Source organism: Streptomyces sp. NPDC032198 (genome assembly GCF_040636975.1).
Taxonomy (GTDB): Bacteria; Actinomycetota; Actinomycetes; order Streptomycetales; family Streptomycetaceae; genus Streptomyces.
The window spans coordinates 1-22,579 of sequence record NZ_JBEZVL010000010.1 but is presented as its reverse complement, the minus strand read 5'-3'; the positions used below and the strand labels follow the sequence as shown (position 1 = coordinate 22,579).

Genomic DNA, 22,579 nt, shown 5'->3' with positions numbered 1-22,579 from the left:
CTTGACGAACGGCGACCACTCAGCCCATCCTACGACGTATGCGTTCGCCACACCGAACAGACAGCCCACCCGACCGAACGAACGAGGGGTTCGTCCGCCCTTCCCACCTCCCTCGCGGCGTCCTGCGCGACATCGCCCTCGTCTGGCTCGCCGACGCCGTCGTCGGTGTCTCCTTCGGCGCGATCGCCGTCGCGGGCGGGCTGCCCGTCTGGGTGCCGGTCCTGATGTCGCTGCTCGTGTACGCGGGCTCCGCCCAGTTCAGCGCGGTCGGGATCCTCGCGGCGGGCGGCGGCCCCGCTGCCGCCGCGGCCACCGGCCTGCTGCTCAACTCCCGTACGGCGGCGTTCAGCCTGGCCGTCGCCGACAGCCTGGGCCGGTCCTGGGCCGCGCGGTTCCTCGGCGCACACCTGATCACCGACGAAACGGCCGCCTTCGTGCTCGCCCAGCCCGACCAGAAGCGGCGCAAGGCCGCGTTCTGGATATCCGGGCTCGGCCTGTTCGCCGTATGGAACGTCAGCGTCCTCGGGGGCGCGCTCGCCGGGTCCGTCATCGGTGACACCGACCGCTTCGGCCTCGACGCCGCGTTCCCCGCGGTGCTCCTCGCGCTGGTGCTGCCCGCCCTGCGCGCCGACAGCCTGACGCGGCGGGCCGCGGCCGCCGGTGCCGTCATCGCGGTCGCCGCGGCTCCGTGGCTGCCCGCCGGGGTGCCGGTGCTGCTCGCGCTCCTCGGGCTCCTCGCGGCGCGGCGCGGACCGGGCCGCCCCGCACGCGTCACCGGCCCCGGCCCCGGCCCCGGCCCCGGCCCCGGCCTGCCCGAAGACCCCGACCGTCCCGTCACCCAGGGGAGCGCCTCGTGAACGCCTACCTCGCCTGTGTCCTCGTCCTCGCCGTGGGGACGTACGCCTTCCGGCTCGCGGGCCCGCTGCTGCACGGGCGGGTCGAACTCCCGGCCCGCGTACAGGAGTTGCTGACCGTCGGGGCCACCGTCCTGCTCGTCGCGCTGCTCGCCACCGGCGCGCTCACCGAAGGGCACGGTTTCGCCGGATGGGCCCGGCCCCTCGGCGTGCTGGCCGGTGGGGTGCTCGCCTGGCGGAAGGCGCCCTTCGCCGTGGTCGTGGTCGGCGCGGCGGCGACTACGGCGCTGCTGCGGCTGGCGGGGGTGCAGTAGGGGACGTCTCGGGCGACGGCTCGGGCGACGGCTCGCCCTTCTCGTACAGCCTCTCCACCAGCCCCGCATACCGCTCGGTGACCGCCCGCCTGCGTACCTTCAGGCTTGGCGTGAGCAGGCCGTCCTCCACGGTGAAGTCCTCGTCCAGCAGGGCGAAATCGCGGATGCGGGCCGGGCGCGAGAACGTCGCGTTCGCCGCCTGCACCACCTCCTCCACGAGCGCGCGGACGAGGGGGTCCCGCGAGGGCGGTTCGGTGAGCGTCACGCCCTCGCGCCCCGCCCAGCCACTGATCTCCTCCGCGTCCAGCGTGATCAGGGCCACCGGGTAGGGGCGCTGGTCACCCACCATCACCGCGCGCGACACGAAGCGGGAGCGCTGGAGGGCCAGTTCGATGAGGGACGGGGTGAGGTTCTTGCCGCCGGAGGTGATGATCAGGTCCTTCTTGCGGCCGGTGATGCTGAGATAGCCGTCGGCGTCGAGGGCTCCCAGGTCGCCGGTGTGCAGCCAGCCCTCGCCGTCCAGCGCGTCGCGGGTGGCGGCCGGGTCCGCGTGGTAGCCGGGGAAGACCATCTCGCCCCGGGCAAGGACCTCCCCGTCGTCGGCGATGCGGACCTCGCAGCCCTCGATGGGGCGGCCGACCGTGCCGTAGCGGACGGCGCCGGGATGGTTGAGGCTGATGACACCGGCCGACTCGGTCATCCCGTACCCCTCGTAGACCGCGATCCCGCAGGCCCGCAGGAAGTCGACGACGTGCGGTGCGATGGGCGCGCCGCCGGTCAGCGCCCACCGGACCCGCCCTCCGAGCGCCTGGCGGACCAGACCGTAGAGGGCCTTGTCGGCTGCCTCGTACGCCTCCCGGAGGTCGGGCGGCAAGACGCCGTCCGCCGCGAGGACCCCGATGCGTACCGCCTCCTCGAACCGCTCCCGGCCGCCGTCCTGGGACTCCGCCAGGGAGAGGACCACGGAGTACACCTTCTCGAACAGGCGCGGCACGGACGGCAGATGCGTGGGCCGCGCCTCGGCCAGTTCGGCGACGACGTTCTCGATCCTCCCGCCGAAGAAGCAGAGCTCCCCGCCCTCGATGAGGGTCGTGAACTCGATGAGCTGGGCGAGGAGGTGGGCGAGCGGGAGATAGAGGTACGTCGAATCGCCCGGGCCGCCCTGGATCAGCGGGAGGGTGGCGGACTGGACGGCGCCCAGATTGCCGTGGGTGAGGAGGCAGCCCTTGGGCAGGCCGGTGGTGCCGGAGGTGTAGATGATGGTGGCAAGGTCGGCGGGGGCGCGGGTCCGGGCGCGGTCCAGCAGGGTCTCCAGGGGGCCGTTCAGCGGGGCTTCCGGTGCGGCTTCCAGGGGGGCTTCCGGTGCGGCTTCCAGTGGGGCTTGCGATGGGGCTTCCGGCGGGGCTTCGAGTGGGGTGCCCTCCTCGCGGTCCGTGATGAGCAGCATGTGCCGGACGCCGGGCAGCCGTTGCCGCAGGCGCTCGATCTTCGCCGCCTGTGCGGCGTTCTCGCAGATCACCACCGAGGTGCCGGAGTCCCCGATGACCCACTCCACCTCCTCGTCGCCCGCCGTCGGGTAGACGGGGACGACCACCGCGCCCGCCGCGAAGACGGCGAAGTGGGCGTAGGTCCACTCGGGGCGGGTCTCGGCGAGGATCGCCACACGGTCGTCCGGGCGGACCCCGAGCGCAAGCAGCTTCTGCCCGAACCCCCGCACCCGCTCCCGGAGTTGCTCGTACGAGACCTCCTCCCACGTCCCGCCCGCCGCGGACCGGAAGCGCAGGGCCGGCAGCTTGCCGTGGCGGTCGGCCGCCCACTCGGTGAGGACGGCCAGGGTCTCGGGGCGCTCCGTCGGCTGCATGCGTACGACGCTAGGGACAGTGCGGGCCGTCCAGGGATGACGGGAAGCGTCAGCGGGGTTGGCCGCGGAGCTCAGGGGGTGGCCGGCCCGGGGCGTCCTGACCCGCCTCAGGCGGCCGGGCCGAATCGGGCGGCGCCGTTTCGGCAAGGGGCGCGCCGGGGCAAGGAAACCCCATGTCGAGCCGGACCATCACCGTCCACCACGTCCGTGCCATGCTGCACGGCGCCGAGCGTCGCGGAATCGACACCGTCCCGCTGCTCCGCACCGCCCAGATACCCCCGCTCCTGCTCGGCGACGACCGGTCCCGCATCACCGAGGTTCAGTTCGCCCGCCTCTTCCGGGAGCTGTACCGCGCCACCGGCGACGAGTTCCTCGGCCTCGGCGCGGCCGTCAGCAGGCCCGGCACCTTCGCGATGATGTGCCACGCGTCCCTCGGCTGCCGTGACCTCGGCGCCGCCATGGAGCGGGGCGTCACCTTCTACGGGCTGTTCCCCGGCGGCCCCGACCTCACGCTTGAGCACCGCGGGACGGGCAGCGCCGTCTTCGCCGTGCGCAACGACCTCGAACGCGACTACTTCCTCGCCGAGTGCCTCGTCATCATCTGGCACCGCCTGTGCAGCTGGCTGATCGGGCGCCGCATCCCGTTGCACTGGGCCGAGTTCGGGCATCCGCCGCCCCCGCACAAGGACGAGTACGGGCTTCTCTTCGGCTGTCCGGTCCGCTTCGGTGCGCCGCGTACCGGCGCCGGGTTCGACGAGCGCTGGCTTGCCGCGCCGCTGATCCGGGACGAGGCGGCCCTTGAGGGGATGCTGAGCCGTGCGCCGTTCGACCTCCTCTCGCGGCGCGAGTACGGGACGACGGTCGCCGAACAGGTGCGGCGCGCCCTCGCCCGCGCGCTGCGCACCTCTCCCCGCCTGCCCTCCCTGGGCGAGATCGCCGCCCGCCTCGCGGTGAGCCCCGCGACGCTGCGCCGCCGTCTGGCCCAGGAGTCCACGTCGTACCAGCAGTTGAAGGACGCCGTCCGGCGTGACGCGGCGATCGCCGGGCTCGCGGAGGGCGCCGAGCCCATCGCCGAGCTCGCCGCGCGGCTCGGCTTCTCGGAGGACACGGCCTTCCACCGTGCGTTCCGGCGCTGGACGGGCACGACGCCGGGGGCCTACCGGGTGGCGCACCCCTACGACGAATCGTGGGAGCTGGGGTCCGAGCTCGCGTAGGGCCCACTCACGCAGGCCTGGGTTCGCACCGGGGTCCGGGTTCACCCAGAGGGCCGGGGGATCCTCCGGAGTCAACAAAGGTGAGCGCTCCCGCCAGCGCTCGACCCGCTCGCGCGTCACTACCGTCAACGCCTGCACGGCGCACACAGAATGACGCCCCAGCCCCTGAGGACAGTGACCCCACCCACTGAGCACAGTCGGGAGAGCCGCATGCACGTTCGTTCCAGCGCAAGAGCCCTGGCCGTGGTGGCCGCGCTCGGCCTGTCGGCCGTCACCCCGGTGACGGCGCAGGCCGCACCGTCGGACGCCGCCGCCCCCGGAGACGTCGTCAGCTCCGCACCGAGCAGCTTCCACCCGCTGCCGGGCCAGCCGACCAACACCAAGGCCTGGAAGGTCAACTACCGGTCGACGACGGCGAAGGGTGAGCCGAACACCGTCTCCGGCACGGTCATCGTGCCGCAGGACGGCAGGAGGGGACCCCGCCCCCTCATCACGTACGCCGTCGGGACGATCGGCATGGGCGACCACTGCGCCCCGAGCGCCGGCTTCCCCAAGGGGACGGCCCTCGAAGCGAATCTGATCCAGCAACTCACCCTGCGCGGCTGGGCGGTCGCCGTGACGGACTACGAGGGTCTGGGCACCCCCGGCGACCACACCTACACCGTCGGCAGGGCCGAGGGGCAGGCCATGCTCGACGCGGCCCGCGCCGCGATCCGCCTCCCGGAGGCCGGGCTCGGCGAGGACACCCCGGTCGGCATCATGGGCTACTCGCAGGGCGGCCAGGCCGCCGGCTGGGCGGCCGAGCTGCACGGTTCGTACGCCCCCGACCTGAAGGTCAAGGGCACGGCGGCCGGCGGCATCCCCGGCGACCTGAAGAAGGTGGCGGCCTTCAACAACGGTTCGTACGGCTCGGGCCTGGTCTTCATGGCGGCGATCGGACAGGACGCGGCCTTCCCCGAACTGAACCTGGAGTCGTACCTGAACCCGGCGGGCGAGAAGCTGATCGGCACGCTGCGGAACAGCTGTGTGGCGGACGGCGCGGTCCTCGGCTCCTTCAAGAAGATCTCCGACATGACGGTGCGGAACCCCCTCGACCAGCCGGACTGGCAGCAGCGTCTTCGCGAGTCGACGGTCGGCACGCGGGCTCCGGACGCGCCGGTGTACCAGTACCACGTGATCACCGACGAGCTGATCCCGTACGGCGTGGGCACGCAGGTCCGCAAGGACTGGTGCGCCAAGGGTGCGAACGTCGAGTGGCACACGGTTCCGCTGGGCGAGCACGTCTCCGGGGTGATCACGCAGTCGCCGCTGGCGGCGAACTGGCTCGCGGAGCGGTTCGCGGGCAAGCCGGCGCGGGGCAACTGCTGACCGACCGGGCCGAGTTCGGTGGCGCGCGGCGGCTTCGGGAAGCCGCCGCGCGCCATCGCTCAGACCGCCGCCGTCCGCTCCACCGGGATCCACAGCTCCGCGTCCGCCCGCGTGCCGTCGTCCGAGAGGCGGGTCCGCAGGATCTCCGGGCCCGGCCTGCTCCGGTACGGGTTCGACGGGAACCACTGCGTGAACACGTCCCGCCACATGTACTGGAGCGTCTGCGGGAACGGCCCCGCGCTCTCGAACACGGCCCAGGACCCGGCGGGGACGGTGAGGGCGTCCATGTCGTCGGGCACCGCCGCTCCGGTCACCACACCGTGGTAGTAGTCGAGCTCGGTCCCTTCGGCTCGGCTCTCGTCCAGGTTGTCGCTCACCGAGATGATCCCCTGCGGCTCCTGGTCCGACAGGCTCTCGACGCGTTGCAGCGTCTCCCGCCCGATCCCCCGGATGAACGCGGCGATGTACGGGTTCATGCCCTCGTGCACGAGCGGGACCCGCGCCTTCCTGCCGACGACCCGGAACTCTTCCTTCTCGACGACCTTGTACCGCATGCTGCTGCTCCCTTCGACGATGAGGCGGAAGGACATCCGTGGCTGGGAGCGCAGGGTCGCGCCGCCCCGCCTCGCCTCGCCGGGCCCGACGCCGTGCATCCCGCGGAACGCCCGCGCGAAGGCCTCGCCGGACGAGTAGCCGTAGCGCACGGCGACCTCCAGGAGCGTCCGCTCCCCGGCGATCACCTCGGCTCCCGCGACGGTCAGCCGCCTGCGCCGGATGTACTCCGACAGCGGCATCCCCGCCAGCGCGGAGAACAGCCGCCGGAAGTGGTACTCCGACGTCACCGCCGTCCGCGCGAGGTCGGCCACGTCGATCGGCTGGTCGAGGCGGGCCTCGATGTGGTCCATGGCCTGGTTCAACCGCTCAAGCACCCCGGACTCCTTCCCTTTCACGCCTCACGCTAGGAAGAACCCACCCTGCCGGACCCGACATCCTGTGCCCGGTCGGGTCGGGTCGGGTCCGGCTGGTGGGGTCGGTCGGTCCGGTCGGTCGGGTCGGGTCGGGTCGGGTCGGGTCGGGTCGCCGGTGAGCCGCCTACCGGACGCGGGCCGTGTGCGGCTACAGTTTCCTGCCCCCACGGCACCACTGAGCGAAAGCGCCACAGCACCACCCCAGCGCCATCAACTCCCCCCACGAGTGCATCCCGTACCCCCGTACGTCCGTACGTGGTTCCACCGGAAAGGGAACGCCAGCCGTGTCTCAACGCCGTCATCTCCGGCCCGCAGCCGTCGCCTCCGCGGCCGCCGTCGTCGTCCTCGCCCTCGGGTTAACCGGCACCGCCCACGCCGCCGCGCCCGCCACGGCCCCCAGCTCCGCCGAACGCGGCGTCGGCGACGACCCGGACCAGCCCGACAACCCCCTGTACGACGCCCCCGAGGGGTTCCGCGTCGAATCCGGACGCGAGTCCATATCCCTGTCCTGGAGCCCGCTCTCCGCGGCCACCGCCTACGAGGTGTACCGCGCCGAGGCCGAGGGGACGGACCCGGACGAGGTCGGCCCCTACGAGCTGCTCGGCACCGGGCCCGCGAGTTCGTACGTGGACGGCGGCGCCGACCCCGACGTCGCGTACGCCTACAAGGTCCGCGCCCTGGACGACACCGGTCACGTCTCGCCGTACACCGAACCGCTCCGCGGCACCCGGGACACGGTCGCGCCCTTCGCGCCGCGCGACCTCACCCGCGTCAGCGAGGACGCGCGCGGAGTGACGCTGACGTGGCGCACCGGCGACTCGGACGCGGCGAAGTACGTGGTGTACCGCGCCGAATCCCCCAACGCCCGTCGCGTCAAGGTCGGTTCGACGACGTCGCTGACCTTCCGGGACACGAAGGGCGACCCGGGCCAGATGTACTTCTACGAGGTGCGGGGCGTCGACGCCGTCGGGAACGAGTCCGGGTCGTCGAACAGCGTGAACGGCACCAAGACCGTCACCGACGCCACCGCGCCCAAGGCCCCCGCCCTCGGCAACGCCCAACTCGTGGGCAAGCGGCTCACGTTGTCGTGGTCGCAGAGCCCGTACGTGCCGGTCTCCTCCTACACCGTCTACCGCTCCACGACCTCGCCGGTCGACATCACCGACCCGGCCAACCGCGTGGCCGACGTGACGCGCACCGAGTACACGGCCACGGTGGGCGAGGGCGAGGGCGAGCGGGACTACTACTACGCCGTAGTCGCCACGTCCCAGCACTCCGTCTCCTCGCCCGCCTCCGCCTCGGTCAGGCCGACGTACTCGGAGCCGCGGCCGCCGGGCGCCACGCAGATCTATGACGTCACGCCGGGTGCGGGCAGTGTGCGGCTCAGCTGGTTCGGCGTCCCGTCCGGCAGCGACGAGGCACCGGTGACCGGCTACCGCGTCTACCGCTCGACGCATCCCGAAGTGACCAAGGAGAACGCCGAGTTCACCCACGTCACGAGCGACACGGAGTACGTGGACAGCGGCCTGACGGGCGGCACGAAGTACTACTACGCCGTCGCCACCGTCAACGAGGACGGCCTTGAGTCCGCCCTCTCCCCCGAGGCGTCGGCCACGCCGACCGCCTGAGCCGCCCGCCTATCGAGGGGTCCGGGAAGCCGCGACAGGCTTCCCGGACTCCTCCGCACATCACCCGCGGGGCTCCCCGTACCAGCGCCACGACGTACGCCGCGCCTGCCCCGGGAGTTCGCCCCGGCCCGTGGCCCACAGCAGCGTAGGCCAGGGGTCGTCGCCGGAAGGGACATCGGGGAACAGGCGGTGGAGAACCCGGGCGCACACGTCGGCGGGCGGGGCCCACGTCAGCCCCAGGCCCTCGGCGAGGTCGTAGGTGTGGACCAGCGTCTCGACGACCCCCATCGCGGCGAAGCCCTCCGGGTCCGAGACCCCGAAGCCGTGGTACGAGCGGGTCGTCGGCGGCGTCGTGCGCACCATGGCGATCAGCAGGGCCCCGCTCGCCTCCAGGACCTGGAGCAGCCCGGCGGGGCCGGCGGCACGGTTCGCGTGGATGGCGTTGGACGGGCCGCCCGGCCTGCGCGGCTCCCAGACGAACGGAACCTCGCCGTCCATGGGCGGCTGCCGCGGGCCGAGTTGAGCGGCGTACGCGAAGAGATCATCCGCAAGGTGCTCCACGGTCTCCCAACAGTCCCACTCCAACGCCCCCGCCTTGCCGTCCCAGGCCGCCGAATCCGCTTCACGGAGGACGGCAAGGGCAAGCTGGACGGCCTGGTCGAGGTCGTCGGGGGTTACGGAGCCAGGGGTGGCGGATCCGGGGGTTACGGGGCCGGGGGTGGCGGCATCTTGTTCGGCTTGTCGGCGCATGCGGGAACGGTAACCGCGGACCGGCTCGGGCCCACGGGCTTTTCCGGCTCGGGTGGGCGGGGTGGCCCGCACCCCCGCTGCAGGAAACTCCCGCCCAAGAGCCGTCGCCCACCGTCCACCGCCCCTCACCACCGCACTCCCCCCGGGATTTCCCCGCAACGCGCCGACCCGTCAGCGGCCGTCCCTCGGGAGCAGCCAGGCTGCCAGTGCCGCCGTCGCGCACAGGAGCAGGCCCACCGCGAGCAGTGCTTCCCGCATCCCGCCGACCGAGAAGCCCGTCGTACCGTCGGAGACGAGGAGTGCGCCGAACAGGGCCACGGACATGGCGCCGCCCGTCTGGCGCAGGGAGTTGAGCAGCCCGGACGCCGTGCCCGCACGCTCGGCGGGGACCGCGTCCATCAGCAGCGCGGTCAGCGCGGGGACCGCGAACGCGCCGCCCATGCCGGTGGGGATCAGCAGCACGAGCACCAGCCAGAGCGGGGTGTCGGCGGCGAGCGGCAGGAGCACGAACATCGCGAGGGCGAGCACCGCCTGCCCGGCCACGATGACCCGGCGGCGCCCGATCCGCTCCGCCATGCGCGGCGAGACGAGGTTCGTCGACGTGATGATGGCGGCCAGGGGCACGAACATCAGACCGGCGGCGATCGCCGACATCCCGCGCAGCTGCTGGAAGTAGAGGCCCAGCAGGAAGACGACCCCGTAGAAGCCCGCGTTGACGGCGAAGCCGATCGCCAGCGAGACGCTGACCCGGCGGTCCCGCAGCATGCCGAGCGGGACCATCGGCGCAGGGTGCCGCTTCTCGGTGACGTAGAAGCCGAGGCCCGCCGCGACGGCCACGGCGGCGGCACCGAGCACCGGCGCGCTGGTCCACCCCAGGTGCCCGCCCTCGATCACCGCGAAGGCGAGGCCCGCCAGGGTGAGCACGGCGGTGGCCTGACCTGCGAGGTCGATGGGTGCGGGGCGGCGCGTGGACGGGGCGGTGCGGGCGAGGAGGGCCAGGATCACGGCCCCGACGGGCAGGTTGAGCAGGAACACGGCGCGCCAGCCCGCTGCTTCGGTGAGCACTCCGCCCAGTACGGGCCCGGCGGCCATGGCGACCGAACCGCCCACCGTCCACAGCGCGATGGCACGTGCGCGGCTGCGCGGGTCGTCGTACGCCTGCCGGATCAGCGCGAGCGAGGCGGGCATGACGATCGCCGCGGCCCCGCCCTGCGCGACGCGGGCGGCGATGAGCGCGCCGATACCGGGGGCCAGTGCGCAGGCGAGCGAGGCGAGGGTGAAGAGCCCGACGCCCCACACGTAGGCGCGGCGCGCTCCCGCCCGGTCGGCGAGGGCGCCCGCGGAGAGCATGAGGGCGGCGAACATCAGCGTGTACGCGTCGACGACCCACTGCAGGCCTGCCATGCCGCCGTGCAGGGAGGTGCGGATGGCGGGCAGCGCGATGTTCACGGCGGACACGTCGACGGTGATGACGGTGAAGCCGAGGAGCGACGCGAGGAGAGCGGCGGTCCGGGAGGGGGTGGGGCCGGGCCCCCTATCTCGGGTGCCTCTGTCACTTCGGGCCGGGCCTGGGACGTGTGCGCCACGGGCGGGCCGTGCGGTGGCGGACGTGGTGGCGGTGGCGGTGGCGGTGGCGGTGTCCGTGAGCGGCATGGGGTTACTCCTGCGAGTCGTGTAAGCGGGGGGACGAGCGGGGCGGGGCGAAGAACCGGCGGCACCGGCGGCACCGGCGCACCGGACGCACACCAAAGACTCCGCTCCTTGCCGCCTCCCCGGCAGACCGCACCGTTCCTGGCCCTGACACGGCCCCCCACGCGCGCCGCCCACCGGGGAGAATGGACGCATGGCAGCACCAGAGGGAACAGAGCTCGGCCGGTACCTGCGCGCGCGGCGGGCGCAGATCAGCCCCACCGACGCCGGGCTGCCGGTCGGCACCGGCCTACGCCGCACCCCCGGGCTGCGCCGCGAGGAGCTCGCGACCCTCGCCGGGGTCAGCGTCGACTACTACACGCGCCTGGAGCGGGGCCGCGAGACGAACCCCTCCGCCTCCGTCATCGACGCCCTGGCCCGCGCCCTGCGCTTGAGCGGCGACGCCCACGAGCGGCTGCACGACCTGGCGGAACTCGCGTCGGGCCGCCTCACGGAGCCCCGCCCGACCACCGACCGCACCGTCCGCGACTCCATCCTGCGGATGCTGGAGGCCCTGCGTCCGCTCCCCGCGTACGTGGTCAGCCGCCACAACGACCTGCTGGCCGCCAACGCGCCCGGCCGCAACCTCCTGCCCGGCCTCTGGGACTGGCCGCCGGAGAAGCGCAACATCACGCGCTATCTGTTCCTGCATCCCGTGGGCCGCGCCCTCTACGTGCCCTGGGAGGAGACCGTCGCCAACTCGGTCGCGCATCTGCGCGCGGTCGGCGGGCTGGACACCGACTCGCCCGAGCTCGCCGCCCTGGTGGGCGAACTGCTCCTGAAGTCACCGGACTTCGCCCGCCTGTGGGAGCGGTACGACGTCAAGGAGCGGGGCGGCGGCGTCAAGACCTTCGCGCACCCCAAGGTCGGCACGATGACCCTGACGTACGAGACGATGCAGCTCGCCAGGACGGGCGGCCAGCGCCTGGTCAGCTACCAGGCACCGGTCGGCACGGAGACGGAGGACGCGATGCTCCGCCTCGACCCGGCGGCCCGCTCGTAATCCTCCTGCCCCCCCCCTCAATCCCCCTGCTCCCCTTAATCCTCCTCGTCCGCCCCGCACGAGCTCCCGGTCCGCGGCATCTCCCCGTACAGCAGGAACCCGTCCACCTTGTCCCGCACGCACTTCGACCCGGCGTAACCGGTGTGTCCGTCGCCCTTGTTGTCCAGGACGACCGCCGCCGAGCCGAGCCGCTTCGCGGTCTCCTCGGTCCAGCGGTACGGCGTGGCCGGGTCGCCGCGGGTGCCGACGAGGAGGAAGTCGGGGCTCTTCACGTCGCGTACGTCGTCACGGATGTAGTCCGTGCCCGCGGGCCGCCCGAAGCAGAACAGCACCGGCATCAGCATCGAACGCCCGAAGATGGCGGACGTCGACTCGAACTCCTCCTGGAGCTTGCCGACTTCCTTCTCGATGCTGTCCTCGTCGGGGCGGTCCGGGTCGTCCGCGCAGTTCACGGCCATGAGCGCGGCAGCCATGTTGTCGGCGGGCACGTCCTGCGGAGCCCGCCCGCGCACCCTGGCGACCCCGCCCCCGCGGGTCTGCTCGGCCAGGGATCCGCTCATCCGCAGCAGCGCCCTGGGGTCACCGTCCGCGAGGAGCGCGCCCAGCGCCTGCGAGAGCGCGGGCCACGACTGCCTGCTGTAGAGCGCCTGCCCGAGTACGTCGACGACGTCCTGGCCGGTGAACTCCGCGCCGTCCGATGACTGGAGCGGATACGTGTCGAGGCCCTTGATCAGCTCGGCCATGTTGCCGCGTGCCGCACGCGAGTCGGTGCCGAGGACACAACCCGCGTTTTCCGTGCACCACTTGATGAAGTTGTCGAGGGCGGTCTGCCGGCCCTCCGCGCTCACCAGGGCCTGCTCCGCGACGTCCTCGGTCAGCGTGTCCACGCCGTCGAGGACCATCCGTCCGACGTTCTTGGGGAACTGCGCGGTGTATACGGCGCCGAGCCGCGTCCCGTACGAGAAGCCGAGGTAATTGAGCTTCTTGTCGCCGAGCACCTCGCGCATGACGTCCATGTCGCGCGAGACGTTGACGGTTCCGACGTAGGGGAGGACGGGCCCCGACTTCTTCCTGCACTCCTCGGATATCTTGCGCATCTCGTCGAGCACGGCACCGGGGTCGGCCGAGTCCCCCGCCATCTCCGGCTCCTGCTCACCGGCGTCGCCGCAGCTCACGGGCGAACTCTCGCCCACACCGCGGGGATCGAAGGAGACGACGTCGTACCCCTTGCCGAGGTACTCGAACTCCTTCTGCGCGGCGAGCAGCCCGGACACCCCGGCACCGCCGGGGCCGCCGAAGTTCAGCAGGAGCGAGCCCCGGGGCTTGCCGCTGGACTTGATGCGGATCATGGCGAGCTTGACCTTGCCGCGCCCCGGCTTCGCGTAGTCGAGGGGGACGGTGATCCTGCCGCACTGGATGCTCTTGTCCTTGGGCACGGCGGTGGCGTCGGAGTCGGACATGAGGCCCTCCCCGGCCCCCTCACAGGCTCCCCATTTGATCTTCTGCGTGTAGTACCGCGACAGGTCGGGCGAGTGCGAGGACGACGGCGCGGATGACGGCGCGGACGAGGATGACGGGTCCGGCGCGGGCTTGGCCGCCGCGCGTCCGTCCACCCCGCGTCCGTCCACCCCGCGTCCGGCCGCCGCGCGCTCGCCCGGCAGCCAGGCTCCTGTCCCCACGACGGCCAGCGCTGTCACGCCGGCGAGTGCCACAGCTCCACGCACGGCAACCTCCCTGGGTCTGCCCCTCGATCACCCTAAGCGCGGGGCAGCGGCCCCGCCCGTCCAGGTGACCGTGCGTGACATCCGCTACCGTGCGTGTCCGTAGAGCCCCTCGATCTCCGCCGCGAAGTCGCGCTCGATGGCGTCCCGCTTCAGCTTCAGGGAGGGGGTCAGATGGCCGCTCTCCTCGGTGAAGTCCACCGGCAGCACGGCGAACCGCCGGATGGACTCGGCGCGAGACACGAGCTTGTTGGCCTCGTCCACGGCTCGCTGCAGGGTCTCGCGCAGATCGGGGTCGTCCGCCAGACCCGGGCCCGTGTGCACCTTCTTCTTCATGCGGCACCAGTGCGCGATGCCGTCCGGCTCCAGCGTGATCAGGGCGGTGATGTACGGCCGGTCGTCGCCGACGACCATGCACTGGCCGACCAGCGGGTGGGCGCGCAGCCAGTCCTCCAGCGGGGCGGGCGCCACGTTCTTGCCGCCGGTGGTGATGAGGATGTCCTTCTTGCGCCCGGTGATGGAGAGGTATCCGTCGGCGTCGAGGGCGCCGATGTCCCCCGTCGCGAACCACTCCGCCCTCGCGGGCACCACGCGCCGGGCCTGCCCGTCCCAGTAGCCGCCGAAGACCTGGCCCCCGGCGAGCAGCACCTCGCCGTCGTCCGCGATCCGCACGCGCGTGCCCGGCAGCGGCCAGCCCACCGTGCCGAGCCTCGGCTTCAGCGGCGGGGTCACGGTCGCCGCCGCGGTGGTCTCGGTCAGGCCGTACCCCTCGAAGATCTCGATGCCCGCCCCCGCGTAGAACGCGGCGAGGCGGCGCCCCAGCGGTGAACCGCCGCAGATCGCGTACCGCACCTTGCCGCCGAGGGCCGCGCGAATCCGCCGGTAGACGAGCGGGTCGTACAGCGCGCGGGCCAGCCGGAGCCCGAACGCCGGGCCGGGTCCCGTGCCGTGCTGCCGCGCCTCGACGGCCTCGCCGTAGCGGACGGCGATACGGGCGGCGCGGTCGAAGGAGGAGGCGCGGCCCATCTTCTCGGCGGTGGCGCGCCCGGTGTTGAAGACCTTCTCCAGGACGTACGGGATGGCGAGCAGGAAGGTGGGCCGGAAGCCGCTCAGATCCGTCAGGAGGCCCTCGGTCTGGATGCTGGGCGCGTGCCCGAGCCGTACCCGCGCGCGCAGGCAGCCGACGGCGACCATGCGCCCGAAGACGTGGGAGAGCGGCAGGAAGAGCAGTGTGGAGGCGGGCTCCTTGCTGACGGACTTGAAGACGGGGTGGAGCAGCTCGATGGCGTTGTCGACCTCGGCGAAGAAGTTGCCGTGGGTCAGGACGCAGCCCTTGGGCCGCCCGGTGGTGCCGGAGGTGTAGATGAGCGTGGCCACGGAGTCGGGCCCGAGCTCGGCCCGCCTGCCCGCCACTTCCACGTCGGAGATCCCCGCCTTCCGCCCCAGCTCGGCGAGGCGCCGTACGTCCCCCTTCTCGAAGGCCCACAGGTGCTTCAGGTCGGGCATCCGGTCCCGCTCCGGGCCGAGCGAGGCGGCGAGCGCCGCGGTCTCGACGGCGAGTGCGACGGCGCCGGAGTCCTGGAGTATCCACCGGGTCTGGTAGGCGGAGGAGGTCGGGTAGACCGGCACGGTGACGAGCCCGGCGGCCCAGCCCGCGAAGTCGAGGAGCGTCCACTCGTACGTCGTACGCGCCATGATGGCGAGCCGGTCCCCCGGAGCGAGCCCTTCGGCGATCAACCCCTTCGCGACGGCGAGCACTTCCTCCGCGAACTGGGCGGCGGACACGTCCCGCCACCGCCCGTCGTCGCCCTTGCGGGAGAGCACGGCTTCGGCGGGGGCCTCGCGGGCGTTGTCGAAGGGGATGTCGGCGAGGGACCCGCTGCGGACGGCGGCGGCGAACGGCGGCACGGACACTTCGCGTACGACGCCGTCGAGGTGCCGCAAGTGCGGTTCCACCAGGGCGGGCCGGGGCGAGACGGGTGACATGGGTGGCGGCTCCTTGTCGGTGTGGGGCGGGCGGATTTCAGGGGCGCCCGGGGTTCAGTAAGGGGCTGCCGACTTTGGGGGGAGCCGGCTGCGGGGGACTCCGGTCGGGGAGGGCCCGCGGCGGATCAGTACCGCTCCAGGATCGCCGTCACCCCCTGTCCGCCCGCCGCGCAGACCGAGATCAGCCCGCGCCCGGGGGTGCCCCGTTCGGCGAGCAGCTTCGCCAGGGTGGCGACGATCCGCGCGCCGGTGGCGGCGAAGGGGTGCCCCGTGGCGAGCGAGGACCCGGCGACGTTCAGCCGGTCCCGGTCGACGGTCCCGAGGCCCCGCTTCTCCCAGGCGGCCAGCGTGGCGAGCACCTGCGAGGCGAACGCCTCGTGGATCTCGACGAAGTCGAAGTCCGCGAGCCCGAGCCCGGCCCGCTCCAGCATCCGCGGCACGGCGTACGCGGGCGCCATCAGGAGCCCGTCCTCGCCGCCCGCGACATCACCCCCGACGAAGTCGACGGCTGCGGTCTCGTACGCGGTCAGATACGCCAGCGGTTCGAGCCCGCGCGCCTCGGCCCACTCCTCACCGGCGAGCAGGGCGACGGCGGCGCCGTCGGTCAGCGGGGTCGAATTCCCGGCGGTCATGGTGGGGTTGGGCCCCTTCACCCCGAAGACGGGCCGAAGCTTCGCCAGCTTCTCCACGGTCGACCCGGGCCGCAGATTCTGGTCCCGCTCAAGACCGCGGAACGGCACGACGAGCCCGTCCAGGAGCCCCCTGTCGTACGCGGCGGCGAGCCGCTGATGGCTGGCGGCGGCCAGCTCGTCCTGCGCCTCGCGCGTGACGCCCCACTTCTGGGCGGTCACGGCGGCGTGCTCGCCCATCGAAAGCCCGGTGCGGGGCTCCGCGTTGCGCGGGATGTCGGGCACGAGGTGCGAGGGCCGGATGCGGGCGAGCGCCTTGACGCGGCCTCCGGCGGACTTGGCGCGGCGGGCGGACAGGAGGATCTTCCGCAGGGAGTCGTTGACACCGAGCGGGGCGTCGCTCGCGGTGTCCGCGCCGCCCGCCACGGCGGACTCCGTCTGCCCCAGCGTGATCTTGTTGGCGGCGGCGATGACGGCCTGCAGACCGGTGCCGCAGGCCTGCTGGATGTCGTACGCGGGTGTGGTCGGCGCGAGGCGCGATCCGAGGACGGTCTCGCGGGCGAGGTTGAAGTCCCGGCTGTGCTTGAGCACGGCACCGGCGACGAACTCGCCCACGGCGCCGTCGCCCTCGAGCCCGTACCGCTCGACGAGCCCGTCGAGCGCGGCGGTCAGCATCTCCTGATTGGACGCGGTCGCGTACGGACCGTCGGAGCGTGCGAAGGGGATGCGGCTGCCGCCGATGACCGCCACGCGGCGGGTGGTGGGCAGTTTCATGTCTCGACCAGCTCCTGACCCTTGAGTAACCTTACTCTGAAGTAAATTTACGACCGAGCTGGGAGTTGGACAATGGCCGACCGCTATCTGAACTTCACGGGCACCGCACCCGGCCGCTTCCTCACCCGGAGGCTCGGCCTGCCCCAGCCGTCCACGCTGCGCCGCTGGACCCCGCAGAGTCCTTTCCTGGAGGGCGAGTTGCTGCACCTGACAGCAGGCGACGCCTCTCCTCACGAGCCGGAACTGGCATCGACGCTGGCGCGAACACCCCTCGAACTCGTCTCCGAGTCCACCCACCCGACGGCGGTGATACTGGACGCCACGGGCATCAGCAACACCTCTGACCTCACCCTCGTACATGCGGCGCTGCACCCCGTGGTGCGTTCGGTGGCGGAGAACGGCCGCGTGGTGGTGCTCGGCGCCCCCATCTCGCCGTCGGACCACCACCAGGCAGCGGCGCAACAGGCGTTGGAGGGTTTCGTACGTTCCCTGGGCAAGGAGCTGGGCAAGGGCCGCACGGCGGCGCTGGTCCGGATGCGGTCGGCGGCGGCCGCTGAATCGACACTGCGTTTCCTGCTGTCGCCGAGGTCGGCGTATGTGAGCGGCCAGGTAATCGAGGTGGGGGAGCCCGCGCCACAGGGGCCCATCGACTGGGCCCGTCCCCTCGCGGGCCGCACGGCGCTCGTGACCGGGGCGGCGCGGGGGATCGGCGAGGCGGTGGCGGAGGTCCTCGCGCGGGACGGGGCGCATGTGGTCGTACTCGATGTGCCGTCCGCGCAGGCGGAGTTGGCGCGGGTCGCGGAACGGCTGGGCGGTACGGCGCTGCCGCTGGACATCACGGCGGACGACGCCGGGGAACGCATGGCGTCGGCGCTCGCCCCCGGCGGCCTGGACGTCCTCGTCCACAACGCGGGGATCACGCGGGACCGCAGGCTGGCGAACATGCCGACGGACCGCTGGAACCCGGTCCTGGACGTGAACCTGACGAGCGTGCTGCGCACGACGGACGCGCTGCTCACGTCCGGGACGCTCAACCGGGGCGGGAGCGTCGTGGCCACGGCGTCGATCGCGGGGATCGCGGGGAATGCCGGTCAGACGAACTACGCCGCCAGCAAGGCGGGGATCATCGGGCTCGTGCGGGCTCTGGCGCCGGGAGCGCTCGCGGAGTACGGGGTGACCGTGAACGCGGTGGCCCCCGGTTTCATCGAGACGAAGATGACGGCGGCGGTTCCGCTCTTCATCCGCGAGGCGGGGCGCAGGATGAACTCCCTTGGGCAGGGGGGCCTTCCGGTGGACGTGGCCGAGACCACGGCGTGGCTCTCCTCCCCGGCCTCAGCGGCCGTGAACGCCCAGACGGTCCGGGTCTGCGGCCAAAGCCTTCTCGGCGCATAGCCTCGCCCCAACGAGCCTCCGGTGGCCCGGCATCCTTGGCCCCCCACTCACCAATCCGACCCCCCGGCGCAACCTCTCCCCGAACAAGCCTTCCCCACCCACCCGATCGCCCCGCATCCACCCCTGACCGAACAAGCATTTCCCACCCACCCACCCGATTGCCCCGCACCACCATCGATCAGCCAACGACCGGCCGCAGCCGGCATCGAGACCCGAGGGGACGTGCCGGTATGTCCGCCCGGAGCACGGCTCGCGGCGCTCCAGCTCCGAAGTAGCCCCGCGGCCACCGGACGATAGCGAGGACGGACATACCGGCACGGCACCGCACCCCAAGACGAACCTGCCCCGCAGCCCCGCCAAGCCCCGCAGGGCCCCGCACCCCCGAAAGGACCCCCATGCTCGGCCCCCTGCTCCTCCGTGGCGCGATCCTCTCCCCGTTCAAGCGGCCCCGCCCCGACGCCCCCCTCCCCACCGCACGCCCCACCCTCAGCGACGTACGCCCGAGCGCAGAGCACCTAGCCGCCTACTCCCGCCTCTGCGGGTTCCGCACCGCCCCGCGCACCCTCCCCGTCACCTACCCCCACGTCCTCAGCTTCCCCCTGGCCATGCGCCTCATGACCACCCGCGCCTTCCCGCTGCCGCTGCTCGGTCTCGTCCACACGTCCATCGAGATCACCCAGCATCGCGCCCTGACCACCGCGGACACCCTCGAACTCTCCGTCCACGCATCCCAGTTGGCGCCCCACCGGCGCGGCACCGAAGCCACCCTCGTCACCGAGGCCCGCGTCGACGGCAACACGGTATGGACGTCCAGCAGCACCTACCTGGCCCGCCACCGAACCACCGCCCCCACAAGCACCCGCACGCAGCCCGACAGCACCCCCGCACCCGCCCCCGCACCCGCCCTCGCACCCGCCCTCGCCGAGTGGCCCCTCCCCCGCGACCTCGGCCGTCGTTACGGCGCCGTCTCAGGTGACCGCAACCCCATCCACCTGTACCCCCTCACCGCACGCCTCCTCGGCTTCCCCCGAGCCATCGCCCACGGCATGTGGACCGTGGCCCGCTGCCTGGCGGAGTACGGCACGCCCGAATCCGCCCACGCACAGGCCGACTTCAAGGCCCCCGTGCTGCTCCCCGGCACAGTCACCTACGCGGCCGACGGGCCGGACTTCCAGCTCCGTGACACCAGCAGCGCCACCACCCACGTCACCGGAACCCTCCGCCCCCTCAGCACCAGCTAGGGCGGCAAGGCGGCAAGGCGGCAAGGCCCACCCTCACGGCACCCACCGCCGCCCCTCCATCAGCTCCCCCAGCCCCGCCCACGCGAAGTTCATCAGCGTCGCCGCAGCCTCCTTCGCGGACACCGAGGCGTCGCCGTTCGCCCAGCCCGCGAGCGACTCCGCGGCTCCCACCAACGCCTGGGCGAGGCCCGCGACCTCACGCTCCGCGAGCTCCGGCTTCCGGTGCGCCTCCCGTGCCGCCTCCGCGATCAGGGACGTCACGAACGCCACGATCTCCTCGCGCATCACGGTGACCTCGGCGGCGAACGGCTCCCCCTGCGTCCGCGCCTGGTGATGCAGGACCACCCACGCGTCGGGGCGCTCCGCGGTATGCGTGAAGAAGGCCCGCAGGCCGGCCCAGAGCTGCCGGTCGGCGGACCCGCTCCCGCTCACCCCGCCCCGCACCGCCGCGACCAGCGCCGCGGCCTCCCGCCGGATGCACGCGGTGAAGAGCTCTTCCTTGGAGTTCAGATACAGGTACACCAGCGGCTTCGAGACCCCCGCGACCTCCGCGATCTCATCCATGGAAGCCGCCCGGTACCCCCGCTGCCCGAAGATCTCCACGGCCGCGTCCAGCATCTGCTGCTCCCGCACGGCCCGCGGCATCCGCTTCTGCCGCTTCCCCGCAGCCCGGCCGGCGGCACCACCAGCCACCCCGACCTTCACGTCGCCCACCCCGGCGCCCCTTCCCCACAGCCTGTGCACAGAAGGGCCAGCCTACGACCAGCCCCTCGAACCCCCACGGCTGCCAGCACCCCCGACACCACATGGCGCCAACTGGCGCCAAAGTCTGGCGCCACAATGCCCCGCCCCACCAGAACTCTATTTCCGCAGGTCAAGCGCCTGTAATCCAAGCCGAACCCACCCTCCACCCCACCCAAGGCGCCACCAGGCTTGCGGATGGCGCCAAGATGGTGCCATGATGACGTCATGGACCTCACCCCGTATGTCGACACCCTCCGCCGCGAACTCGCGGTGGCCGCCGAAGCCGGCGGGGAAGACGCTCGCGAGCTGGCCGACCGGCTCACCGCTCCCTTGGAGTCGGCGACCCGGCTGACCATGCTGAACGTGCTCTCGGCCGCGATGGACGAGATCACCCGCGAGCTCGCCCCGGGCTCGGTCGACGTACGGCTGCGGGGGCTCGACCCCGACTTCGTGGTGACGCTGCCGCCCACCGACAGTGGCACCACCGACCCGAGCGACGCACCCGCGCCCGCACCCGCGTACGCCCCCGCCGAACCGTTCAAGTCGCAGGCCCCCGCCGACGGCGACGAGGGCGGCACCGCCCGCGTCAACCTGCGCCTGCCGGCCCACCTCAAGGCCCGCGCCGAGGAGGCGGCCAACCGCGAGGGCCTCTCGGTCAACGCATGGCTGATCCGCGCCGTGTCGGCCGCGGTCGACGGCGACGCCCGGCCGCGTACGCCGCAGAAGGCCCACACGACCGGACAGAGCATCACGGGCTGGGTGCGCTGACCACGCGGCCCCGCCCCACCCCTCCCAGCACGTCACCGACACCACGTCACCGACACCACGTCCCACCAGCGGGGACGCCCCAAAGACCCAAGAGGACGGGACAGCCATGCCTTCTTTCGACACTCCCGAACCGATCTCGACCACGGCACACGTGGGCGCGGGCTCCATCCAGTTCGTCGCGAGCGACCGGCCCGACACGGTCGTCGAGGTCAAGGCGCACGACCCGAAGAAGGACAAGGACGCACGGGCCGCCGAGCAGACCGAGGTCACGTACGGCAGCGGCGTCCTGACCATCAGGACGAAGGACCGCTTCCTCATCGGCCCCGCGGGCGCCGTCGACGTGACGGTCGAACTGCCCACGGGTTCGCACGCCGAGGTGACCGGCTCCTGGACCCAGGTGTACGGCGAGGGCCGGCTCGGCGACGTCCACGTGAAGGCCTCGGTCGGTGACGTACGCCTCGACACGACCGGGCCTCTCCAGCTGACCGTCTCGCACGGCTCGATCACCGTCGACCGGGTCGAGGGCCTGGCCGAGATCACCACCAGCTCCGGCAGCATGCGCGTCGGCCTCGTCGACGGCCCCGCGGTGCTGAAGAACTCGCACGGCAGCACGACCATCGGCGCCGTCACCGGCGACCTGCGGGTGAGTGGCGCCAACGGCGACATCGATATCGTGCGCGCCGAGGGATCGGTCACCGCGACCAACGCTCACGGCACCCTGCGCGTCGGCGAAGTCGCTCGCGGCACGGTCCAGTTGGAGACCAACTACGGCGCCATCGAGGTGGGCATCCGCGAGGGTACGGCCGCCTGGCTGGACGTCAGCTCCGACAAGGGGCAGGTGCGCAACACGCTCACCGCGTCCGAGGGCCCGGCGGAGACCGAGGACACCGTCAAGATCCGCGCCCGCACCAAGCACGGCAACATCGACCTCCGCCGCTCCCGCGCCTGAGCGCGCCCCAGCGCCTCAGCGCCTCAGCGCCTCAGCGCCCCGGCCCCGGCCGCGACCGGGGCCGGGCGCCCGCAAGCCTCTCCCCCCCAACACCTCAGCCTTCGATCAGGAGGGCCCCATGCCTTCATCTGTCATGTCCACATCCAGTCAGAACAATGGTCACCCCGCATCGACCGCCGTCTCCGCCGTCGGTCTGCGCAAGTCCTACGGCGACAAGACCGTCCTGGACGGCATCGACATCCGCATCCCCACCGGTTCCGTGTACGCGCTGCTCGGCCCGAACGGCGCGGGCAAGACCACCGCCGTCAAGATCCTCTCCACGCTCATCACCGCCGACGGCGGACAGGCCCAGGTCGCGGGCCACGACCTCACCACGCACCCCCACAAGGTGCGCGCCGCGATCGGTGTCACCGGACAGTTCTCCGCCGTCGACGGCCTGATCACCGGCGAGGAGAACATGCTCCTCATGGCCGACCTGCACCACCTGCCCAAGCAGCAGGGCCGCCGAGCCGCCACCGAACTCCTGGAGCGCTTCGACCTGGTGGAAGCCGCCAAGAAGCCCGCCTCGACCTACTCCGGCGGCATGAAACGCCGCCTGGACATCGCCATGACGCTGGTCGGCAACCCGCGGATCATCTTCCTCGACGAGCCCACCACCGGCCTCGACCCCCGCTCCCGCCACAACATGTGGGCCATCATCCGCGAACTCGTCACGGACGGCGTCAC

General features: G+C 72.5%; 19 protein-coding genes. 11 read left to right on the top strand and 8 right to left on the bottom strand.

Features of this window, described 5'->3' with window-relative positions; all coding sequences use genetic code 11:
- The first annotated feature begins 38 nt into the window (after positions 1-38).
- Positions 39-857 (top strand): AzlC family ABC transporter permease, encoded by an 819-nt coding sequence (locus AB0E78_RS25860; RefSeq protein ID WP_361836879.1) that lies wholly within the window; start codon positions 39-41, stop codon positions 855-857.
- Entirely contained in the window at positions 854-1,168 is a 315-nt protein-coding gene (locus AB0E78_RS25855) for an AzlD domain-containing protein (RefSeq protein ID WP_361836876.1), read from the top strand. The genes AB0E78_RS25860 and AB0E78_RS25855 overlap by 4 nt, the downstream gene beginning before the upstream one ends.
- Here the strand turns inward: AB0E78_RS25855 and AB0E78_RS25850 are convergent.
- Positions 1,134-3,029 (bottom strand): AMP-binding protein, encoded by a 1,896-nt coding sequence (locus AB0E78_RS25850; RefSeq protein WP_361836873.1) that lies wholly within the window; start codon positions 3,027-3,029, stop codon positions 1,134-1,136. The genes AB0E78_RS25855 and AB0E78_RS25850 overlap by 35 nt on opposite strands.
- Before the next feature lie 173 nt (positions 3,030-3,202).
- Between AB0E78_RS25850 and AB0E78_RS25845 the strand changes: the two genes are divergently transcribed.
- Together AB0E78_RS25845 and AB0E78_RS25840 are read left to right on the top strand one after the other, a co-directional pair.
- Positions 3,203-4,243: an AraC family transcriptional regulator gene (locus AB0E78_RS25845; protein ID WP_361836870.1), complete on the top strand. Its 1,041-nt coding sequence runs from the start codon at positions 3,203-3,205 to the stop codon at positions 4,241-4,243.
- 210 nt (positions 4,244-4,453) lie between these two features.
- Positions 4,454-5,611, top strand: a complete 1,158-nt coding sequence (locus AB0E78_RS25840) for a lipase family protein (protein WP_361836867.1) — start codon at positions 4,454-4,456, stop codon at positions 5,609-5,611.
- 59 nt (positions 5,612-5,670) lie between these two features.
- Here the strand turns inward: AB0E78_RS25840 and AB0E78_RS25835 are convergent, their stop codons facing one another.
- A complete protein-coding gene (locus AB0E78_RS25835; protein WP_361836864.1) occupies positions 5,671-6,540 on the bottom strand; it encodes an AraC family transcriptional regulator in 870 nt (289 codons plus the stop codon).
- Positions 6,541-6,863: 323 nt separating this feature from the next.
- Here AB0E78_RS25835 and AB0E78_RS25830 point away from each other — a divergent pair, with 323 nt between their 5' ends.
- Positions 6,864-8,207, top strand: coding sequence for a fibronectin type III domain-containing protein (locus AB0E78_RS25830; RefSeq protein WP_361836861.1), 1,344 nt, complete (start codon positions 6,864-6,866; stop codon positions 8,205-8,207).
- Between the two features lie 60 nt (positions 8,208-8,267).
- Here the strand turns inward: AB0E78_RS25830 and AB0E78_RS25825 are convergent, their stop codons facing one another.
- Complete coding sequence (locus AB0E78_RS25825) at positions 8,268-8,957, bottom strand: maleylpyruvate isomerase N-terminal domain-containing protein (RefSeq protein ID WP_361836859.1); 690 nt, start codon at positions 8,955-8,957, stop codon at positions 8,268-8,270.
- A 171-nt stretch (positions 8,958-9,128) separates the two neighbouring features.
- Positions 9,129-10,610: an MFS transporter gene (locus AB0E78_RS25820; RefSeq protein ID WP_361836856.1), complete on the bottom strand. Its 1,482-nt coding sequence runs from the start codon at positions 10,608-10,610 to the stop codon at positions 9,129-9,131.
- A gap of 190 nt (positions 10,611-10,800) precedes the next feature.
- On the opposite strand from AB0E78_RS25820, the gene AB0E78_RS25815 reads away from it, so the two are divergent.
- Complete coding sequence (locus AB0E78_RS25815) at positions 10,801-11,649, top strand: helix-turn-helix transcriptional regulator (protein WP_361836853.1); 849 nt, start codon at positions 10,801-10,803, stop codon at positions 11,647-11,649.
- A 35-nt stretch (positions 11,650-11,684) separates the two neighbouring features.
- Here AB0E78_RS25815 and AB0E78_RS25810 read toward each other — a convergent pair whose 3' ends face one another.
- From AB0E78_RS25810 to AB0E78_RS25800, 3 genes are all read right to left on the bottom strand, one after another.
- Positions 11,685-13,373, bottom strand: a complete 1,689-nt coding sequence (locus AB0E78_RS25810; RefSeq protein ID WP_361836851.1) for an alpha/beta hydrolase — start codon at positions 13,371-13,373, stop codon at positions 11,685-11,687.
- Between the two features lie 84 nt (positions 13,374-13,457).
- On the bottom strand, positions 13,458-15,356 hold the full coding sequence (locus AB0E78_RS25805; protein WP_361836848.1) for an AMP-dependent synthetase/ligase: 1,899 nt from the start codon (positions 15,354-15,356) through the stop codon (positions 13,458-13,460).
- A gap of 125 nt (positions 15,357-15,481) precedes the next feature.
- The gene (locus AB0E78_RS25800) at positions 15,482-16,759 is read right to left on the bottom strand and encodes an acetyl-CoA C-acetyltransferase (protein WP_361836846.1); all 1,278 of its coding nucleotides are present in this window, start codon (positions 16,757-16,759) and stop codon (positions 15,482-15,484) included.
- Positions 16,760-16,831: 72 nt separating this feature from the next.
- Between AB0E78_RS25800 and AB0E78_RS25795 the strand changes: the two genes are divergently transcribed.
- On the top strand, positions 16,832-18,151 hold the full coding sequence (locus tag AB0E78_RS25795) for a 3-oxoacyl-ACP reductase (RefSeq protein ID WP_361836844.1): 1,320 nt from the start codon (positions 16,832-16,834) through the stop codon (positions 18,149-18,151).
- A gap of 395 nt (positions 18,152-18,546) precedes the next feature.
- Positions 18,547-19,392, top strand: coding sequence for a MaoC/PaaZ C-terminal domain-containing protein (locus AB0E78_RS25790; RefSeq protein WP_361836842.1), 846 nt, complete (start codon positions 18,547-18,549; stop codon positions 19,390-19,392).
- Positions 19,393-19,425: 33 nt separating this feature from the next.
- Here AB0E78_RS25790 and AB0E78_RS25785 read toward each other — a convergent pair whose 3' ends face one another.
- Positions 19,426-20,037 (bottom strand): TetR/AcrR family transcriptional regulator, encoded by a 612-nt coding sequence (locus AB0E78_RS25785; RefSeq protein WP_361837732.1) that lies wholly within the window; start codon positions 20,035-20,037, stop codon positions 19,426-19,428.
- A 324-nt stretch (positions 20,038-20,361) separates the two neighbouring features.
- On the opposite strand from AB0E78_RS25785, the gene AB0E78_RS25780 reads away from it, so the two are divergent.
- The 3 genes from AB0E78_RS25780 to AB0E78_RS25770 all read left to right on the top strand — a co-directional run.
- Positions 20,362-20,904 carry a hypothetical protein gene (locus AB0E78_RS25780; protein WP_361836840.1) on the top strand — a complete coding sequence of 181 codons (543 nt, stop codon included), beginning with the start codon at positions 20,362-20,364 and terminating at the stop codon, positions 20,902-20,904.
- Between the two features lie 106 nt (positions 20,905-21,010).
- The gene (locus tag AB0E78_RS25775; RefSeq protein WP_361836838.1) at positions 21,011-21,853 is read left to right on the top strand and encodes a DUF4097 family beta strand repeat-containing protein; all 843 of its coding nucleotides are present in this window, start codon (positions 21,011-21,013) and stop codon (positions 21,851-21,853) included.
- 118 nt (positions 21,854-21,971) lie between these two features.
- A partial coding sequence (locus tag AB0E78_RS25770) for an ATP-binding cassette domain-containing protein (RefSeq protein WP_361836835.1) occupies positions 21,972-22,579 on the top strand: 608 nt, incomplete at its 3' end.

Coding starts and splice junctions, on each gene's coding strand:
- AB0E78_RS25805 (WP_361836848.1), bottom strand. CDS start 15,356: ATGTCACCCGTCTCGCCCCGGCCCGCCCTGGTGGAACCGCACTTGCGG.
- AB0E78_RS25775 (WP_361836838.1), top strand. CDS start 21,011: ATGCCTTCTTTCGACACTCCCGAACCGATCTCGACCACGGCACACGTG.
- AB0E78_RS25840 (WP_361836867.1), top strand. CDS start 4,454: ATGCACGTTCGTTCCAGCGCAAGAGCCCTGGCCGTGGTGGCCGCGCTC.
- AB0E78_RS25785 (WP_361837732.1), bottom strand. CDS start 20,037: ATGCCGCGGGCCGTGCGGGAGCAGCAGATGCTGGACGCGGCCGTGGAG.
- AB0E78_RS25800 (WP_361836846.1), bottom strand. CDS start 16,759: ATGAAACTGCCCACCACCCGCCGCGTGGCGGTCATCGGCGGCAGCCGC.
- AB0E78_RS25795 (WP_361836844.1), top strand. CDS start 16,832: ATGGCCGACCGCTATCTGAACTTCACGGGCACCGCACCCGGCCGCTTC.
- AB0E78_RS25845 (WP_361836870.1), top strand. CDS start 3,203: ATGTCGAGCCGGACCATCACCGTCCACCACGTCCGTGCCATGCTGCAC.
- AB0E78_RS25860 (WP_361836879.1), top strand. CDS start 39: ATGCGTTCGCCACACCGAACAGACAGCCCACCCGACCGAACGAACGAG.
- AB0E78_RS25850 (WP_361836873.1), bottom strand. CDS start 3,029: ATGCAGCCGACGGAGCGCCCCGAGACCCTGGCCGTCCTCACCGAGTGG.
- AB0E78_RS25820 (WP_361836856.1), bottom strand. CDS start 10,610: ATGCCGCTCACGGACACCGCCACCGCCACCGCCACCGCCACCACGTCC.
- AB0E78_RS25815 (WP_361836853.1), top strand. CDS start 10,801: ATGGCAGCACCAGAGGGAACAGAGCTCGGCCGGTACCTGCGCGCGCGG.
- AB0E78_RS25790 (WP_361836842.1), top strand. CDS start 18,547: ATGCTCGGCCCCCTGCTCCTCCGTGGCGCGATCCTCTCCCCGTTCAAG.
- AB0E78_RS25825 (WP_361836859.1), bottom strand. CDS start 8,957: ATGCGCCGACAAGCCGAACAAGATGCCGCCACCCCCGGCCCCGTAACC.
- AB0E78_RS25780 (WP_361836840.1), top strand. CDS start 20,362: ATGGACCTCACCCCGTATGTCGACACCCTCCGCCGCGAACTCGCGGTG.